At 41.0% G+C, this 17,574-nt stretch carries 13 protein-coding genes and 2 pseudogenes; 2 read left to right on the forward strand and 13 right to left on the reverse strand.

Features of this window, described 5'->3' with window-relative positions:
• Window positions 1-3: 3 nt before the first annotated feature.
• From HMPREF0849_RS00735 to HMPREF0849_RS00750, 4 genes are all read right to left on the reverse strand, one after another.
• Window positions 4-1,263: a UDP-N-acetylglucosamine 1-carboxyvinyltransferase gene (locus tag HMPREF0849_RS00735; RefSeq protein ID WP_001227107.1), complete on the reverse strand. Its 1,260-nt coding sequence runs from the start codon at window positions 1,261-1,263 to the stop codon at window positions 4-6.
• Window positions 1,264-1,423: 160 nt separating this feature from the next.
• Window positions 1,424-2,929 carry a pyruvate kinase gene (pyk, locus tag HMPREF0849_RS00740; RefSeq protein WP_001042829.1) on the reverse strand — a complete coding sequence of 502 codons (1,506 nt, stop codon included), beginning with the start codon at window positions 2,927-2,929 and terminating at the stop codon, window positions 1,424-1,426.
• A gap of 66 nt (window positions 2,930-2,995) precedes the next feature.
• The gene (gene pfkA / locus HMPREF0849_RS00745) at window positions 2,996-4,003 is read right to left on the reverse strand and encodes a 6-phosphofructokinase (RefSeq protein WP_000820882.1); all 1,008 of its coding nucleotides are present in this window, start codon (window positions 4,001-4,003) and stop codon (window positions 2,996-2,998) included.
• A gap of 80 nt (window positions 4,004-4,083) precedes the next feature.
• Entirely contained in the window at window positions 4,084-7,185 is a 3,102-nt protein-coding gene (locus HMPREF0849_RS00750; protein WP_000561554.1) for a DNA polymerase III subunit alpha, read from the reverse strand.
• A 414-nt stretch (window positions 7,186-7,599) separates the two neighbouring features.
• Here HMPREF0849_RS00750 and HMPREF0849_RS00755 point away from each other — a divergent pair, with 414 nt between their 5' ends.
• Complete coding sequence (locus HMPREF0849_RS00755; RefSeq protein WP_001212015.1) at window positions 7,600-9,882, forward strand: Xaa-Pro dipeptidyl-peptidase; 2,283 nt, start codon at window positions 7,600-7,602, stop codon at window positions 9,880-9,882.
• A 520-nt stretch (window positions 9,883-10,402) separates the two neighbouring features.
• Window positions 10,403-10,873 (forward strand): arginine repressor, encoded by a 471-nt coding sequence (locus HMPREF0849_RS00765; RefSeq protein WP_001043018.1) that lies wholly within the window; start codon window positions 10,403-10,405, stop codon window positions 10,871-10,873.
• A 35-nt stretch (window positions 10,874-10,908) separates the two neighbouring features.
• Here HMPREF0849_RS00765 and HMPREF0849_RS00770 read toward each other — a convergent pair whose 3' ends face one another.
• The 9 genes and pseudogenes from HMPREF0849_RS00770 to HMPREF0849_RS00810 all read right to left on the reverse strand — a co-directional run.
• Window positions 10,909-11,073 carry a hypothetical protein gene (locus HMPREF0849_RS00770; RefSeq protein ID WP_000502576.1) on the reverse strand — a complete coding sequence of 55 codons (165 nt, stop codon included), beginning with the start codon at window positions 11,071-11,073 and terminating at the stop codon, window positions 10,909-10,911.
• A 9-nt stretch (window positions 11,074-11,082) separates the two neighbouring features.
• A complete protein-coding gene (gene obgE / locus HMPREF0849_RS00775) occupies window positions 11,083-12,393 on the reverse strand; it encodes a GTPase ObgE (protein WP_000061637.1) in 1,311 nt (436 codons plus the stop codon).
• Window positions 12,394-12,464: 71 nt separating this feature from the next.
• Window positions 12,465-12,599: a DUF4044 domain-containing protein gene (locus tag HMPREF0849_RS00780; RefSeq protein ID WP_000863851.1), complete on the reverse strand. Its 135-nt coding sequence runs from the start codon at window positions 12,597-12,599 to the stop codon at window positions 12,465-12,467.
• A 29-nt stretch (window positions 12,600-12,628) separates the two neighbouring features.
• Complete coding sequence (locus HMPREF0849_RS00785) at window positions 12,629-12,817, reverse strand: PspC domain-containing protein (RefSeq protein ID WP_000735790.1); 189 nt, start codon at window positions 12,815-12,817, stop codon at window positions 12,629-12,631.
• A 20-nt stretch (window positions 12,818-12,837) separates the two neighbouring features.
• Window positions 12,838-14,163 carry a glycosyltransferase family 4 protein gene (locus tag HMPREF0849_RS00790; RefSeq protein ID WP_001219461.1) on the reverse strand — a complete coding sequence of 442 codons (1,326 nt, stop codon included), beginning with the start codon at window positions 14,161-14,163 and terminating at the stop codon, window positions 12,838-12,840.
• Window positions 14,164-14,171: 8 nt separating this feature from the next.
• Window positions 14,172-15,214: pseudogene (locus HMPREF0849_RS00795) on the reverse strand (glycosyltransferase family 4 protein).
• Window positions 15,215-15,327: 113 nt separating this feature from the next.
• Window positions 15,328-15,657 carry a metal-sulfur cluster assembly factor gene (locus HMPREF0849_RS00800; protein ID WP_000331932.1) on the reverse strand — a complete coding sequence of 110 codons (330 nt, stop codon included), beginning with the start codon at window positions 15,655-15,657 and terminating at the stop codon, window positions 15,328-15,330.
• Between the two features lie 14 nt (window positions 15,658-15,671).
• Window positions 15,672-16,781 carry an RNA polymerase sigma factor RpoD gene (rpoD, locus tag HMPREF0849_RS00805; RefSeq protein ID WP_000201892.1) on the reverse strand — a complete coding sequence of 370 codons (1,110 nt, stop codon included), beginning with the start codon at window positions 16,779-16,781 and terminating at the stop codon, window positions 15,672-15,674.
• A 2-nt stretch (window positions 16,782-16,783) separates the two neighbouring features.
• A pseudogene (locus tag HMPREF0849_RS00810) lies at window positions 16,784-17,574 on the reverse strand (DNA primase); the annotation flags it as partial.

The following is a 17,574-nucleotide window of genomic DNA, read 5'->3' on the forward strand; positions in this document are numbered from 1 at the left end:
GGCTTAGTCTTCAACGAGTGTAATATCCGCTCCAAGACTACGCAATTTTTCAATAATATCTGAGTAGCCACGAAGGATAAACTCAATATTCGTAATTTCAGTCTGGCCTTGAGCCATCAAGCCGGCGATGACAAGTGCAGCACCAGCTCGCAAGTCTGTAGCTTTTACACTTGCCCCGTGTAAGTTACGACCACCGTTGTAAATAATGTGATCGTTTGTAGTCGTAATATCCGCATCCATTTTTGCTAACTCAAAGACATGATTAACACGTTTCTCATAAATCGTATCAATAATAGTTCCACGACCTTGGGCAGTTAGTAAAAGTGGCGTGATAGGCTGTTGCAAATCGGTTGCGAACCCTGGATAGGGAGCTGTTTTGATATTGATGGCCTTCAAATCAGACTGTTCTTCAACGAAGATACTGTCTTCTGAGACCGTCATACGAACGCCCATTTCCTCTAGTTTGGCGATAAAGCCTTCTAAATGTTCATAGAGAACGTTGTTAATGCGAATTCCTTTTCCTACCGCCGCAGCAAGTGAAATATAGGTTCCAGCTTCGATACGGTCTGGAATAACCTGATGACGCGTTCCATGAAGTTTCTCGACACCATCAATAATGATAATATCAGTTCCTGCACCACGAATATGGGCCCCCATGTTGTTCAAAAGGGTAGCAACATCGATAATTTCCGGTTCACGAGCCGCATTTTCAATGACAGTACGCCCCTTAGCTTTAACCGCAGCAATCATCGTGTTAATCGTTGCTCCAACGCTGACGGTATCCATGTAAATACTTGCGCCATGAAGCCCCTTACCTTGGGCAGATAAATTCATATTATCTCCCTCATAGCTGACCTTAGCACCCATGGCTTCAAAGGCTTTTAAGTGAAGGTCAATCGGACGAGGTCCCAGATCACATCCACCAGGAAGTCCAACTGTAGCTTCACCAAAGCGACCTAAAAGACTTCCGTAGAAATAATAAGAAGCACGCAAGCTATTAATCTTGCCATAAGGCATAGGAATGTTTTGAACACCTCTTGGATCAATCTCCAAGACATCATCATAACGCTTAACAGTCGCCCCCATAATCTCCATAATTTCGACAAGACTAGCAACGTCTGAAATATCTGGAACACAATCTAAAGTGACAATATCATCTGATAAGATAATAGCTGGAATAAGCGCTACAACACTATTTTTAGCACCACTAATGGTGATCTCACCTTGCAATGGACGTCCACCATTGATGACAATTTTTCTCATGTTTTACTCTTTCAAAATTTACTAAAAAGGTCTTTTCGTTCTATTATATCATAATTTTCAGTTTTTTCCCATTCCTATTTACTAAATACCATCTCATTTTGATAAAAAAAGACCTATCACTCAAGCTTTTCAGCTTGAAATGATAAGTCTTAATGTTAGATTAACGTACAGTGCGGATGCGCATTGTGTTTGTACGAACAGCTTCGCCAAGTGGTACACCTGCAACGATAACAATATCATCACCAGATTCTACCAAACCTTGCTCAACTGCAATTCTTTCAGCGAGATCAAACATATCATCAGTGTTTGATGGGCGATCAGTGGTTACTGGAATAACTCCCCAGTTAAGCATCAAACCACGCTCAGTCAATTCATCGAAAGTGATTGCCAAGATATCAGCATCTGGACGGTATTTAGAAATCAAACGAGCAGTGTGACCTGTCTTAGTAAGAGTAACCACCAACTTGATATTCATAGAATTTGTCGCATCCTTAACAGCTGAAGCCATAACCTCAGTCTTAGAATTACGTGACAAGTTAACAGATGACAAGCGACCGTATTCTTTTAAAAGAGTTTGAGCATTCTTGTCAATTGTTGCCATTGTACGAACAGACTCAAGTGGATATTTACCATTTGCAGACTCACCTGAAAGCATTGTAGCGTCGGTTCCGTCGATAACAGCGTTAAACACATCTGATACTTCTGAACGCGTTGCACGTGGTTTTTCAGTCATAGTTTCAAGCATGTTTGTTGCTGTGATAGCGACTTTACCAGCTGCATTTACTTTTGTAATAATCATTTTTTGGTAAACTGGAACCATTTCGAATGGTACTTCAATACCCATGTCACCACGGGCGATCATGATACCGTCAGCAGCTTCAATGATTTCATCCAAGTTGTCAATACCTTGTTGGTTTTCGATTTTCGCAAACAATTGAACGTGACCATTACCAGTTTCTTCACAGATTGCACGAACTTCGTTAACGTCTTTCGCAGTACGTACAAATGAAATCGCGATGAAGTTGATACCTTGTTCCAAACCGAAACGGATATCATCGTTATCACGTTCAGCAAGAGCTGGGAAAGGAATTTTAGTGTTAGGGATGTTTACACCTTTTTGTTTAGCGATAATTCCGTCGTTTTCAACTTCAACTTCAAACTCACGAGTTGCATCGTCTTTTGCAACAACGCGAAGACCCAATTTACCATCGTCAACCAATACTTGACGACCAACTTCAACATCATCGTAGATATCAAGAGCACCAGCAACGTTCAAAGCAATCACTTCACGAGTTGATTTGATTCCTTGTTTAGTTGCAACACGGATTTTTTCACCAGTTTTGTAAGAGTACTCTTTTGCGTCACCTTCAAACAATTCTGTACGGATTTCAGGTCCTTTAGTATCAAGAAGGAAACCAACTTTTTTACCTGCAAGTTTTTCGGCAAGTTTAACAGTTGCCATACGCTCACCTTGTTCTTGGTGGTCACCGTGTGAGAAGTTGAAACGGAAAGTGTTTGCTCCTGCTTCAATCAATTTAGCAATATTTTGAGCTGAAGCTTCAACGTCAAGTTTTTCACCCCAGTATCCGTCTTCACCGAATTTTTTACCACCACGGATTTCAACCGCAGGACCTAAAGTTGCAACGATTTTTACACGTTTGTTCATGATTTTTGTGACTCCTTTATATAATTCGACCTTTTATGGTCATGTTACCAAATTAATGAAAGTTGATTAGGACAAGCTCTTGTTCAAAGCAGAAAGTTCAAGATCAGCTTTATGAGGGTTGTTAACAATAATCTTACCTTCTGCAGTTAAGCTAAACAAAGCTCCTTCTTCTGCTGTACCAAGGATTGGATTCTCAACCATTTTTTCGTTACGGATACCAACAGCGACACCACCGATTCCTTGTTTAAGGAGTTTAACAGCGTGTGCCCCCATACGTGATGCCAATACACGGTCACGCGCAGTTGGTGATCCACCACGTTGGATGTGACCAAGTTCTGTTACACGAAGGTCACTAGTGTCTCCTGCTTCTTTTAGTTTTTGACCAAATTCAGCTGCTGACATAACACCTTCTGCCAAAACGATAATGTTGTGTTTTTTACCGTGCTCATAACCAGCTTTGATACTAGCTACGATATCTTCCATCTTGAAGCCTTCCTCAGGGATGATAATTTCATCAGCACCAGTTGCGATACCAGCCCAAAGAGCGATATCACCAGCGTTACGTCCCATTACTTCAACAACGAAAGTACGACGGTGACTTGATGATGTATCACGAATCTTATCAATCGCATCCATTGCAGTCGTAACTGCAGTATCAAATCCAATTGTGAAATCAGTACCTACGATATCGTTATCAATAGTTCCTGGAAGTCCGATAGCAGGGAATCCATGCTCAGTCAAGCGCATAGCTCCGTGATAAGAACCGTCACCACCGATAACTACGACTCCTTCGATACCGTGTTTTTTCAATTGCTCAATCCCTTTAAGTTGGCCTTCAAGTTGTGCAAACTCAGGGTAACGAGCAGAGTGAAGGAAAGTACCACCACGTGAAATGATGTCTCCTACTGAAGCAGCATCAAGTGGATAAATTTCACCGGCAACCATACCTGCATATCCATCATAGATACCAAAAACTTCCATTCCTTCTGAGATTGCTTGGCGAACTACCGCACGGATGGCAGCATTCATACCAGGGGCGTCTCCACCACTGGTCAAAACAGCAATACGTTTCATTTGGTTATGCTCCTTTTTCTTTTAACATTCTTACTGATTATATCACATTTAATTGGAAAATTCTTCTATTTTCCGTATTTTTAGCGATAAATCGTTTTCATTGCAATTCCCTCTAATTTTTCCTCTAGAGCAGAATCTTTTTTTACAAAATGTTGAGTAGAAACAACCGTTTTTTGTTCCTCTTCATACCTGATAATGACAGGGATTGGGCCTTTGTATTGTTCTAGAATATTTGAAATCTCTTTATCGTATTCATGATTTTTAACTTGAATCCAGAATCGTTCCGCCACTGCTTCTTTCAAATCTTGTGCAATCATTTGCAGACGACCATCTCGGGATTGAACTTTACCATTGATATAGTAGAATTTTCCCTCGGATAAGATGGAAGCGAATTTTCGATACTGATCTGAAAATACAGTCACATCCAGTTTAGACTTACTGTCGTGAACCTGTAGAAAGGCCATACTCTCGCCTTTCTTGGTTCGAATCACTTTTATTTTTTGTACTTCAACTAGAAGAGTTGTCTGAGATCCCTCGGTTAGATTAGTGATTTGCGTGGTCGGATATAGGGCTTGTTTGGCAAGAGTTTGGAGAGGATGGGGACTGATACCTACCCCAATCAGTTCCTGCTCTTTGTAAAATTTCTCTGCTTCCGTAAAATCATCAGCTTCAGTCCAACTATAATTTGTATCCGCAAAGAGACCTCCCAACTCCTCAACAAAGACAAATAAGTTTGGGAGGTTGACTAAGATTTTCTGACGGTTCTTATCAAATTCATCAAAAAGCCCTAGTTCAACCAAAGAAGTCAGAAGCGACAATTTCTTGTAATTCTTGGGAAGACGTGTGATAAAATCTTCAATGCTTGAGAAAGGACGATTTTCAATAATCCAGTAAGACAAATCTCTCGGCATTCCCTTAATGGCTTTTAGACCAAGATAGATTTTCTTCTGAGAAATCTTATCATGATAGGGAATGCTGTTGATTGCTAAGGGAGCTACTTCAAAGCCCATCTGTAATGCATCTACAATGTAATCACTGCTAGAATAGTTCAACATAACTTGAAAGAAAATAGCAGGATAGTGTGTCTTGAAATAAGCAAGCTGGAAAGCCAGCGCTGAGTATGCATAAGCGTGGGATCTGTTAAATCCATAGCCAGCAAACTTTTCCATCACTGCAAAAACTTGGTTGGCCTTTTCTTCTGTATGCCCCAATTTCATAGCTCCTGTGATAAAATCTTCCTTCATCAAATGCATCTCTTTAGCATTTTTCTTACCCATGGCTCGTCTGAGAATGTCAGCTTTACCAAGACTGAAACCTCCAAAACGCTGAGCTACCTGCATGACTTGCTCTTGATAGAGCATAATGCCATAGGTTGATGACAGAATGTCCTCCAAGGCAGGGTCTAACACCGTTACCTTTTCTTTGCCGTGCTTCCGAGCGACAAAGTTATCAATATAATCGCTTGCCCCTGGTCTGTTGAGTGAGGTTGTGGCTACTACCTCTTCAAAGACTTGTGGCTGAACTCGTTTCAAGAGCCGAATGGCGCCAGGTTGTTCAAATTGGAAAATCCCCTTGGTATTTCCAGCAGCAAAGAGAGCCAGAGTTTCTTTGTCTTCCAGATCAATATCCTCTATTCTCAGATGAATACCTCCTGACTCAGCCAATAATTCCTGCATTTTTTGGACAAAAGTCAGGTTACGTAAACCGAGGAAATCCATTTTTAAAAGGCCATTAGCTTCAACACCATGAGCATCATACTGGGTGATCAGCATATCCTCACCGTATTTGAGCGGGATATAGTCTGTCAGGTCTTGGTCACTCATAACGACCCCAGCGGCATGGATAGAGGTCTGACGAGGATACCCTTCAATCTTTCGAGCAATCTCAAAAGCTTTTTGATATTCGATCTTACTATTGATGACCTGTCTAAATTGCAAATTCTTTTCATAGGCCGTCGTTAGCGTATCTCGGAAACTGATTTTTTTCGTAATATTTGTTAATTCGTACTCAGGGACACCATAACGTTTGAAAACATCACGAATTGCCTGTTTTGCTCCAAAGGTCGAATAAGTGACAATCTGCGCCACGTGTTGACTACCATAGCGATCACGAACATAGCGAATGAATTCTGGTCTATATAGATCAGGAATGTCAATATCAATATCGGGCATGGTGTAGCGCTCACGATTTAAAAAGCGCTCGAAAATCAAGTTCTTTTCAACCGGATCAATCCCTGTAATATCCAGTGAGTAAGCTACTAGACTACCAACCGCAGAACCACGCCCCATTCCCATATAGTAGCCTTGGGAACGTCCAAAACGGAGCAAATCCCAAACTACAAGGAAATAGTCGTCAAAGCCCATATCATGAATCACAGCCAATTCCTCATTCAGTCGCTCATGATAAATAGCTGAGGTTAGCCCCTTGTCACTCAAGCCTTGCTCAGCTCTCTCTCTAAGTTCTTCGACCGCTGGTCTTTCAGGATTAAAGCGAGGAAGTTTTAAACTTGGGTCGATTTGATAGCTTACATTCTCTATCAGACCTTGGAGATTGGCAAGGGCCTGAGGGAAGCGATTTTTAAACTGTGCTTCCAAATCTGAGGCAGGTAAAAAAATCCCCTGTTGTGAATGTACATCTACTTCTCTCAGGCTGACATTGTCCTTGACTGCTGACAAGATTTGTAAAACCTGTAGGTCTTCTTTTTCAAAAGAGTTGACTTGATAGAGTGGAAGAATGGGTCTAGTAAAGACTTCTTGAGGAGTATCTGGACTGACACCGATAAAATAATCATGCCCCAAATCCAGCTGTTCGACCCCATTAAAATAGGGAACAACAATAGCCACATCTTCGAGGTGGGAGGTGAAGTCAGACCATTTTTTCCGTCCAGTCATTTTTAAAGTGGATAACTTCATCAACTCTTGATAACCTTTAGTGGATAGGGCTAGAAAACGAAGAGAAATATTTTCCTCATCTTTGACCAAGGTCATTTCTAGACCAATTAAAGGTCGAATGCCATGCTTACGAGTTGCTTCTAGAAAATGATAAGCTCCATAGAGATTATCCACATCCATAATAGCAAGGTGAGAATAGCCGTATTCTTTAGCCATTTGTACGTATTTTTCAATCGAAACCACACTTTCCATAAAACTATAAACAGTCTTGGTGTCGAGCTGTGCAATCATTTCTTCTCCTCCTTGCTTTCGTTTTACTACTATTATACCATTTTAAGCTGGATATTGAAGCAACTCTGCACTTTCTTTTCAATATCATCAGTTCCAAACTTCTTCTCTTCTTACTGTTAAATTCTTCATTTTTCAAAGGAAGAAAATATAAAATTAATATTATATAATAGTTTTAAATGTAAATTTAGATATATTTATACCAAACGAAGAATAATAAAGATAGGAGTTATATGCAGTTTTACATATAAAATTCTCTAGAAAAAGGCTTACTTCTATGGTATTTATTCAGCATTTTATAATAACTTACTAAATAGATATGCTGGTTTAAGAAATTTATTTCATTTAAGTTTATTTATTCCATTTTTCCCTCTTTTTTGATATAATAAATCCAGTCTGTTTTCAAAGGAGAGAAACATGCGTTTTAATCAATTCAGCTATCAACCAACCACTAGTTCTCAACGATTTGCAGAATTAGAAGGTCTTGGTCTAAAGCTGTCACCCCAACTGTCCTTAAAAAGACAGTTTGAAGACTTCATTTGTTGGAGTTTTTTCACTTATTCTGACACGGATTATGCCTTATCGACTTTGGCTGCGGATAAAGAAACAGATTTAGTAACCTTTTTCCAGTCAGACCGTGAGTTAACTGCGGAGATTTTCTACACAGTAGTTTTTCAACTTTTAGGATTTAGCTATCTTGTTGACTTTGAGGATGCCGAACAGTTTCGTAAAGAAACTGGTTTTCCTATTGTTTATGGGGATCTCATTGAAAATCTTTATCAGTTACTCAATACGAGAACGAAAAAAGGAAATACGCTCATTGATCAACTTGTTAGTGATGGACTCATTTCAGAAGACAATCACTACCACTACTTTAACGGTAAGAGCTTGGCAACCTTCTCTACTCATGATGTCATTCGTGAAGTCGTGTATGTCGAGAGTCGTGTGGATACTGATAACGACGGTCTCCCTGACTTAGTCAAGGTCAGCATTATTCGCCCGCGTTATGATGGACAGATTCCTTCAGTCATGACTGCCAGCCCTTACCACCAAGGGACCAACGATAAAGCCAGTGACAAGGCTCTCTACAAAATGGAAGGGGTGCTTGAGGTCAAACCGCCCCACACCATTGAACTTGAGGAGCCCAAGCTGAATTTAGTCGAATCTCATGGTCAAGCAGAAGTCGTCTCAGAAGCTGAAGAAAAGCTATCTCATATCAATAGCTCATATACACTCAATGACTACTTCCTCCCACGTGGATTTGCCAATCTCTATGTATCAGGTGTTGGAACCAAAGATTCTCAAGGTCTCATGACCAATGGTGACTACCAGCAGATTGAAGCTTATAAAAATGTCATTGATTGGCTCAATGGTCGTTGTCGTGCTTTCACGGACCACACGCGCAAGCGCCAAATCAAGGCTGACTGGTCAAACGGCAAAGTCGCAACAACAGGTATTTCCTATCTAGGTACCATGTCTAATGGTCTCGCCACCACTGGTGTTGATGGTTTGGAAGTGATCATCGCAGAAGCAGGTATTTCCTCTTGGTACAACTACTATCGTGAAAATGGTCTGGTAACCAGCCCAGGTGGTTATCCAGGTGAGGATTTTGACTCACTTGCTGAATTGACCTACTCCCGCAATCTCTTAGGCGGTGACTATATTCGTGGCAATGAAGCTCATCAAACGGACTTAGAAAAGGTTAAAGAGAAACTCGATCGCAAGACTGGTGACTACAATCAGTTTTGGCATGACCGCAACTATCTGCTCAATGCTCACAAGGTTCAAGCTGAGGTCGTCTTTACGCATGGTTCCCAGGATTGGAACGTCAAACCTCTTCATGTTTACCAGATGTTTCATGCTCTTCCTAGCCACATCAATAAGCACCTCTTTTTCCATCATGGTGCCCATGTCTATATGAACAACTGGCAGTCGATCGACTTCCGCGAGTCCATGAATGCCTTGTTAAGTAAGAAATTGTTAGGACTTGACTCAGGCTATCAACTTCCGACTGTCATCTGGCAGGACAATATCGCACCGCAAAAATGGCAAGGTCTTGATAACTTTGGCAAACAGGATGAACTGCATACCTTCTCTCTTGGTAATGATGAAAAAGTGATTCAAAACCAGTATGATCAAAAAGATTTTGATCGTTATGGTAAGACTTACCAGACCTTCAACACTGAACTTTACCAAGGAAAAGCCAATCAAATCACCATTGACCTTCCAGTAAGTCAAGACATTCACTTAAATGGGCGAGTGGAGCTGAAACTTCGTGTCAAATCGAGTACGAACAAGGGCTTATTATCAGCCCAACTGTTAGAACTTGGACAAAAGAAATATCTGCAGCCTTATCCAGCTGTTTTAAATGCTAGAACCATTGATAATGGTCGTTACCACATGTTAGAAAATCTCTGTGAACTGCCATTCAACCCAAGTGCCCAACGTGTCATCACCAAAGGCTACCTTAATCTTCAAAATCGAACCAATCTCTTGATGATTGAAGAAATCCAACCAAATGAATGGATGGACTTCCAGCTAGAGCTTCAACCAACTATCTACAAACTTAAAGAAGGAGATACTCTCCGTTTGGTTCTCTACACCACAGACTTTGAGATTACAATTCGAGATAATACAGACTATCAGTTGACTGTTGATTTAGCACAGTCTAGTCTTATCCTACCTTGTCAAAAGGTATAATCTACCAGACTTTCAATATGGAAGTATTCAAAGGAAAAGTCAATGAATTTGACCATTGAACTTCCTATAACCAAAGTTTTCCACTTGAACAGTCGAATCAAACATAAACTTTGTATCAAATTCAGTTCATCTAAAAGCATTTTAGAAGCCCCTAGATAGAACTTGGACAAAAGATACTTCCTCTAACCAACATGTGTAACCATTTATCATACACGCTACTACACCACATGTTGGAAATCTCTGTGAATTACATTTAGAGTAAATTCACAAAACGCCGTGACAAAAAGCTACCCAAATTGAATGATTCACTGTCATTAAAGAACATCAATGTAGATAAACGGATCGCTACCCAGTTTATCTGCACGCAACTAGTGACAAGTTAAAAGAAGGAGAATCTCTCCATCTAGTTCTTTATCCTACTGACTTTAAAATCATCATACGTGACAATACCGCCTACCACCCCGACTGACATTTTCGTTCAGTCCACGCTACTGTACCTTGTAAAAGGAGTACTTACTTTATGAACAAATCAGAACACAGACACCAACTTATCCGCGCCCTCGTTTCAAAAAACAAAATCCATACTCAAGCTGAATTACAAGCCTTGTTAGCGGAAAATGATATCCAAGTTACTCAGGCTACCTTATCACGCGATATCAAAACCATGAACCTTTCAAAAGTGCGCGAAGAGGATAATTCTTACTATGTGCTAAATACAGGATCTATCTCCAAGTGGGAAAAACGTCTTGAAAATTATATGGAAGATGCTCTTGTTATGTTGCGTCCTGTGCAACACCAGGTTATTTTGAAAACTTTACCCGGTTTAGCCCAATCATTTGGATCTGTAATTGATTCCTTGGCCTTTCCAGATATCGTTGCAACCCTTTGTGGAGACGATGTCTGCATGATTATCTGTGAAGATGCTACAAAAGCGCAAGCTTGTTTTGAAAGTCTTAAAAAATATGCACCACCATTTTTCTTTAGTGAATAAAACAAATCCCGTGATCAAAAGATCACGGGAATTTTTTATTTCTTTGACTGTGTATCTTCTTTCTTTGTACGTGCCAATCGAAGAGCACGTTTTGGATTGAGACGATTAAATAATTCTTCTAGTTTCTTTTCATTCCACACATCTGCTGCAGAAACAAAATTTCCATCTGCATCTCGGAATGATATCGGTTTATCTCCCATATCAATCTCCTAGTCTACAAATTCAAACTCAAATTTACCGATGCGAACCAAATCACCATCTTTGGCTCCACGTGCACGAAGGGCTTCGTCAACACCCATACCACGAAGCTGACGGGCAAACTTCATGACCGATTCGTCACGGTCAAAGTTGGTCATGTTAAAGAGTTTCATGAGTTTTTCACCAGAAAGTACCCATGTCGCATCATCATCACGACTAATCTCAAAGGCCTTTTCTTCCTCGTCAAAGCCATAGTAAGCCTCTTCTTCCATATCGGATTCATCATAAATCGGGAATTCTGGAGTCTTGTCTAACAATTCAGCTGTCGCGTCCAAAAGAGTCGCCAACCCTTGCTTGGTCAATCCAGAAATTGGGAAGATGGCTGGAAGTTCCTCAAACTCGTCGTAGTTTGCTGCCAACTTTTCCTTGAAAGTTTTAAGATTTTCCTGACTTTCAGGCATATCCATCTTGTTGGCTACGATAATCTGTGGACGTTCCATGAGACGAAGGTTATAGGATTCTAATTCCTTATTAATAGCAAGGTAATCCTCATAAGGATCACGTCCTTCGCTAGCTGACATATCGATGACATGGAGGATAACTCGAGTGCGTTCGATATGACGTAGAAACTGGGTTCCAAGACCAACCCCTTGACTGGCCCCTTCAATCAAACCTGGAAGGTCTGCTACTGCAAAAGATTCACCTGACTGTGTACGAACCATACCCAAATTAGGGACAATGGTCGTAAAGTGGTAAGCACCGATTTTAGGTTTAGCTGAAGTGATGACACTAAGCAAAGTTGACTTTCCAACAGATGGGAAACCGACCAAGCCAACATCCGCTAGGATCTTCAATTCCAGTTGCAACTCACGTTCTTGACCTGGTTCTCCATTCTCAGAGATTTCAGGTGCAGGATTTTTGGGAGTGGCAAAACGGATATTTCCACGACCACCTCGACCGCCATGAGCCACGATAAACTCTTGACCATGTTCAATCAAGTCTGTAATGACTTTTCCTGTTTCCGCATCACGTACAGTAGTCCCCTGTGGTACGCGAACACGAAGGTCTTCTGCACCACGACCGTGCATTCCTTTTGTCATTCCTTTTTCACCGGAATCAGCCTTGAAATGACGGTTATAGCGGAAATCCATCAAGGTACGCAAACCTTCGTCTACCACGAAAACAACGTTACCTCCACGTCCACCATCACCACCCCAAGGACCGCCATTAGGGACATATTTTTCACGGCGAAAGGCAACCATGCCATCGCCACCATTACCAGCCTTGACCTTAATCTTGGCTGTATCTAAAAACATACTCATATTTTCTTCTCACTTTAAAAAGGCTGGGGAGAACCCAGTCATTAGTTATTGTTTCTATCCTCGTAGCTTGCTTAGAATCTACTAAAAGCTCCAAGCGCAGTTGCAAAGATACCAGCAAGGGTTACAAACAACATGATGAGCACGACAACAAGTGTCACCTTTTCAAACAAAGTTTTTTTACGTTTTCCGTTATCTCCAAAAGCCATAACTTCTCCTTTTTCTATATAATTTTAATTTAATATTCTGTTGAAACTGGTGCAATCAACCATAAAATGATATAAGCAAGGACTCCTGTCCCATAACAAAATGCAAGAACAGCCCAAATGACACGAACAATTGTTGGATCAATATCAAAATAATGAGCAACTCCTGCGCATACTCCACCAATTTTTTGATCTTTTCCGCTTCTCATTAATTTTTTCATTTTTTCTTCCTCTTATTCTATTATTTGAATTCGTCTCTCCAATAATCTCTGATGCTAGACAATTGTTTTCGAGACGCTCTTAAAATACGCTTGGATTCTTTTACTGGGCTTGTAACAGCCTGTTGAGGTAGATAGAGAATCGTTTTTAAGAAGCGTTGAGTGACAGGTTGTCCATCATGTAGCTCATGTTCAAAGTTATTTGAGATAATGGCATCAAGGTAAAACTCATGAACTCGTTTCCCAAAATTTTCAGCCGAAATCTCGTACAACTTATCCGCTAACTTTTGTTCAGACATATCAGGAGTAGCGATCAAAGCTTCAAGGATAGCTCCTGCAAGCTCTCGTTCTCCATAGTAGAGGGTCCCAAACATTTTATCATTGATCAGATTTTCAAGATAGGGATTGCCATGAGCAATAACAGGCGTTCCACTGGCTAGACTTTCTAGATAGGTTAAACCCTGAGTCTCACTCGTAGAGGCTGAAATAAAGAAATCAGCTGCTTTATAGTACAAGGCTGTCTCACTTGGAGCAATCATACCTGTAAAAATCACATGTTTTTGTATGTTTAATTTCCCTGCTTGTTCTTTCAGACTGTCCAGATAAGGTCCGTCTCCAGCAACAACCAACTTCACCTTGTCTTCTTCTTTCAAAACCTGCGCAAAGGCAGCTAAGACTGCTTGGATATTCTTTTCAAAGGAGATACGAGAAAGGCTCAGTAGCATTTTCTCGCCTTCCTGAATACCTAACTTCGAACGAAGTTCTTGCAAGTTTTCCTCTTTGATCTCAGGTCGTTCAAACTTAGCCAGCTCAATTCCAGTTGGGATGACCCGCTTTTCAACCTTGACTTTGTATTTAGATAAAAGGTCACGAACAATCTCACTAGGGCAAATCACGCCATCTACATCATGAAGGAAGCCACGCACCAAATATTTTACCATACTCGGACGAATTAGCATGCCCTTAGCAATGTAATGCACATAGTCTTCATACTGGGTATGGTAGGTATGAATAACTGGAATTTTCAATTCTCTAGCAATCCAAATCCCTAACAAACCAAGAGAAAATTCGGTCTGGGTATGAATAATATCGAGTTGATACTGCTTGGCAATTTCAAGTGCCTTTGTAAAACCTCGGTAGGCAAATCGTCGATCCTTAAACGCAAAGAAAGGGACACTCGGAATGCGAATAATTTGCCAATCTTCGTATCGGTTTACGTCTTTATCAGTCGTTGTAAAGATAAAAACTGCATGTCCTTGCTTTTCAAGCTCAGTTTTCAAGGTCCGTATACTAGTCGCAACCCCGGAAACTTGAGGGAAATAGGTGTCTGTAAATAAACCAATTCGCATAAATTACCTCACTTTTTGCCCAAAGCAGCCTGTTCTCGATAAAATTTTAACCAGATTTCCAACAAATGCTCCTCAGAGTACTCTTTGGAAATCTCACGAGCTTTTTCTTTCAAGTCCTTTAAGGCTTCAGGGTCATTCTTGTATTCTAGGATTGCTTCTCTCATCTCGGAAACATCACTTGTAGCACGATAATTCCCATCAAGAATAACCTTATACAGATCCAAATCTCTTAACATAATAGGAGCCTCGCAACTAGCAGCCTCTAAGATAGTCATAGGGAATAATTCATTGTAACTTGGTAGCAAGAATAGATCCGCCATAGCGTAAAGTTCCCGCATCCGTTCCGGTGACACAATTCCAGGGAAAATAAGATTTTTGGGTGGATTGTCCATTATCTTCTTGTAGCGTTCATAACCATCTGTCATCCCACCAAATGAAAAACCACCTGCCCAGATAAAGGTAATTTCTGGCAATTCCTCAGCAAGACGGATAAAATCATCAATTCCTTTACGTTTCTGAACCTGACCCGCACCGATTACGACAAACTGATCTTCCGCGAGATCCATTTCCTTCCGGAGTTGAGCAACTTGTTCAGCTGGTAATGGATGCCATTTTTCTTTGTTTACAAAATTTGGAATATAAGTTACTTTTTCACGCGGAATACCAGCAGCCACTAAATCCTCGATAAACATGGGATTGACCACCACCAAGTGTTCCATTCGGTTGTAAAAGGAAAAACATAGCGTTTGACAATTCCTTTTAGGAAAAATGGAATCTTCAAACTCCCCTCAAGCGTATCAGGCAAAAAATGCACATAGCCAATTTTTCTCCCAGAGCGTTTCTTTTGGAAAGTAGATAAATAGTAGGGGAAATCAATGGTATGAAAGTGAGTTACATCCGCTTCTACAGGAAGATTCTCTGTAACAATCAACTGGTCTTTGGCTTCGCGGTGAAGGAGACTAACCAATTCTCGATAAGCTCCTGACACTCCTTGACCAGCTACTTTTTCACTTGAGCTTAGCATATTAATACGCAATTTTTCGTTTTCCATACCTTCCATTATACCATTTTATTTCCAGAAAATCAGCAAAAGAAAGAAGAGACGATTGGAAAAAGGATAAAATTATCCTATTTTCCAATCGTCTCTCGCATTTTTCTTAGTCTTTATTTAATTCCTAGGGCGATACGCGCGTATCGGCTCATTTTTTCAACCGTCCAAGCTGGATACCAGACCAATTTAACTTCGGTATTGGTTACCTCAGGCACTTCTGTCATCGCATCATGTATCTGGTCTGTCAAAAGGTCAGCCAGTGGGCAGCCCATAGTTGTCAAGGTCATATCAATTTCAGTGTGACCTGTTTCACCATCAAAACGAATTTCATAAATCAAACCTAGGTTGACAATATCAATCCCCAACTCAGGGTCGATGACTTCTTCCAAGGCATTTAAAATGCGTGTTTTGATCGTTTCAATTTGCTCTTCTGTATAAGCCATGTTATTCCTCACTCTTAGTCTTCAATAAAATCACGAAGCGGTTTGCTGCGACTTGGTTGACGCAATTTTCTCAAAGCCTTGGCCTCGATCTGACGGATACGCTCACGAGTCACGTTAAAGACTTTCCCAACATCTTCAAGAGTACGCATTTTCCCATCGTCCAAACCGAAGCGCAAGCGCAGAACGTTTTCTTCACGATCTGTAAGAGTATCCAAGACTTCATCCAACTGCTCGCGCAAAACGATTCGAGTTGTGTAGTCTACTGGATTTTCAATCACTTCGTCTTCAATAAAGTCCCCAAGATGACTATCGTCCTCTTCACCGATCGGTGTTTCAAGTGATACTGGTTCTTGGGCGATTTTCAAGATTTCACGAACCTTGTCAGGTGTCATATCCATACGCTCAGCGATTTGTTCAGGTGTTGGATCTTGCCCCAATTCTTGAAGGAGATTACGCTGTTCACGGACAAGCTTGTTAATGGTTTCAACCATGTGGACAGGGATACGGATAGTGCGGGCCTGGTCAGCAATGGCACGAGTGATTGCCTGACGAATCCACCAAGTTGCGTAAGTTGAAAACTTAAATCCTTTTGAATAGTCAAACTTGTCAACAGCCTTCATCAAGCCCATGTTTCCTTCTTGAATCAAGTCAAGAAATTGCATACCACGCCCTACGTAGCGCTTAGCAATCGAAACCACCAAACGAAGGTTGGCTTCTGCAAGACGTTGTTTGGCTTCAATATCACCAGCCTCAACTGCTAAGGCCAATTCTTTTTCCTCTTCGTTGGTCAAGAGAGGAACAACCCCAATTTCCTTCAAATACATACGGACTGGGTCATTAACCTTGGCAGAGGTTGAGCCAATCAAGTCCTCATCACTGAGTTCTGGTTCTTCTTCTGCACTAAGCACACGCGCACTTGGATTTCCTTCATTATCTGTGATAGAAATTCCAGCATCCTGAATCCGTTGCAAAAGGTCTTCAATGCCGTCTGCATCGAGGGTAAAAGGAATAACCAGACTTGAATTGATTTCGTCATCTGTTGCTGTTCCTGTTTTTTTGTGGTTACGGATAAAGTCTGCTACTTGCACATCAAATGTGGTTACTTCTTTTTGTTTTGTTGCCATTATTACTCCATTCTTCTCTTTTGGGAAATCAATCGTTGCAATTCTTCCAAGGCTGTGTCTGTATCTCCTACATGACTAGCTTCCTGCACTTTCTTTTTAATTCTTAAGTTGTCCTTGCTGAGGAGGGCACGGTTTCGAGTCGCTTCGACCTCCGCTAGCTCTTGAGGCGACATCTCAGCTGGCAAATCCAGACTAAGCACGTGGTACCAAGCATTTTCAACCTCAGGTGTCTGATGAGAAAGCTCCTCTGAGCCGATTTCTCCCTGCTCACTTAATAATTCGTAAAGAATCTGAAATTCTGGGGTATCAAAGAAAAAATCTTCTCTTAATCGATAGTCATTTAACACAACTGGATTTTCAGCCATCCTATAGAGGAGATGCGCCTCTGCTCTCATGACTGCTGTCAGTTGCCGCGTTACAGGCAAACTAATCGCTGCTGGAGGTTGCTCCTCTTTAACTCTTTCCTGCCTCTGAACAATGCGACTTTCATTTACTATCTGCTCCACCTGTTGGTAATCAAAAGAAGGTAGATTATCCGCCAGAATGTGGATATAAGAATTCTGGGCAGTGATAGACTTTTCTTTGGCGATTAGGGGCGCAATCTTTTCAATGAATTCGATTTGCGCCTGTAAGTTATCACTATTTTCAGGCTTTAGCTGGTGAATATAGAACTCTATAGGACTAATCCGAGTCTTGGTTAAAAGGTAAGCCAGGTCTTCAGCAGAATTCTTTTGCAAATACTCATCTGGGTCCATGGCATCAGGTACTCGGACAACCTCAACTGAGAAGTCTT

Source organism: Streptococcus sp. C300, from assembly GCF_000187645.1.
GTDB lineage: Bacteria > Bacillota > Bacilli > Lactobacillales > Streptococcaceae > Streptococcus > Streptococcus oralis_CQ.

Bases quoted from the DNA above. Each gene is read 5' to 3' on its own strand.
- HMPREF0849_RS00770 (WP_000502576.1), bottom strand. From the start codon at position 11,073: ATGGGAGATAAACCGATATCATTCCGAGATGCAGATGGAAATTTTGTT.
- HMPREF0849_RS00750 (WP_000561554.1), bottom strand. From the start codon at position 7,185: ATGATTGCACAGCTCGACACCAAGACTGTTTATAGTTTTATGGAAAGT.
- HMPREF0849_RS00780 (WP_000863851.1), bottom strand. From the start codon at position 12,599: ATGGCTTTTGGAGATAACGGAAAACGTAAAAAAACTTTGTTTGAAAAG.
- HMPREF0849_RS00800 (WP_000331932.1), bottom strand. From the start codon at position 15,657: ATGGCTTATACAGAAGAGCAAATTGAAACGATCAAAACACGCATTTTA.
- obgE (WP_000061637.1), bottom strand. From the start codon at position 12,393: ATGAGTATGTTTTTAGATACAGCCAAGATTAAGGTCAAGGCTGGTAAT.
- pfkA (WP_000820882.1), bottom strand. From the start codon at position 4,003: ATGAAACGTATTGCTGTTTTGACCAGTGGTGGAGACGCCCCTGGTATG.
- HMPREF0849_RS00735 (WP_001227107.1), bottom strand. From the start codon at position 1,263: ATGAGAAAAATTGTCATCAATGGTGGACGTCCATTGCAAGGTGAGATC.
- HMPREF0849_RS00790 (WP_001219461.1), bottom strand. From the start codon at position 14,163: ATGCGAATTGGTTTATTTACAGACACCTATTTCCCTCAAGTTTCCGGG.
- HMPREF0849_RS00765 (WP_001043018.1), top strand. From the start codon at position 10,403: ATGAACAAATCAGAACACAGACACCAACTTATCCGCGCCCTCGTTTCA.
- rpoD (WP_000201892.1), bottom strand. From the start codon at position 16,781: ATGGCAACAAAACAAAAAGAAGTAACCACATTTGATGTGCAAGTAGCA.
- HMPREF0849_RS00785 (WP_000735790.1), bottom strand. From the start codon at position 12,817: ATGAAAAAATTAATGAGAAGCGGAAAAGATCAAAAAATTGGTGGAGTA.
- pyk (WP_001042829.1), bottom strand. From the start codon at position 2,929: ATGAACAAACGTGTAAAAATCGTTGCAACTTTAGGTCCTGCGGTTGAA.
- HMPREF0849_RS00755 (WP_001212015.1), top strand. From the start codon at position 7,600: ATGCGTTTTAATCAATTCAGCTATCAACCAACCACTAGTTCTCAACGA.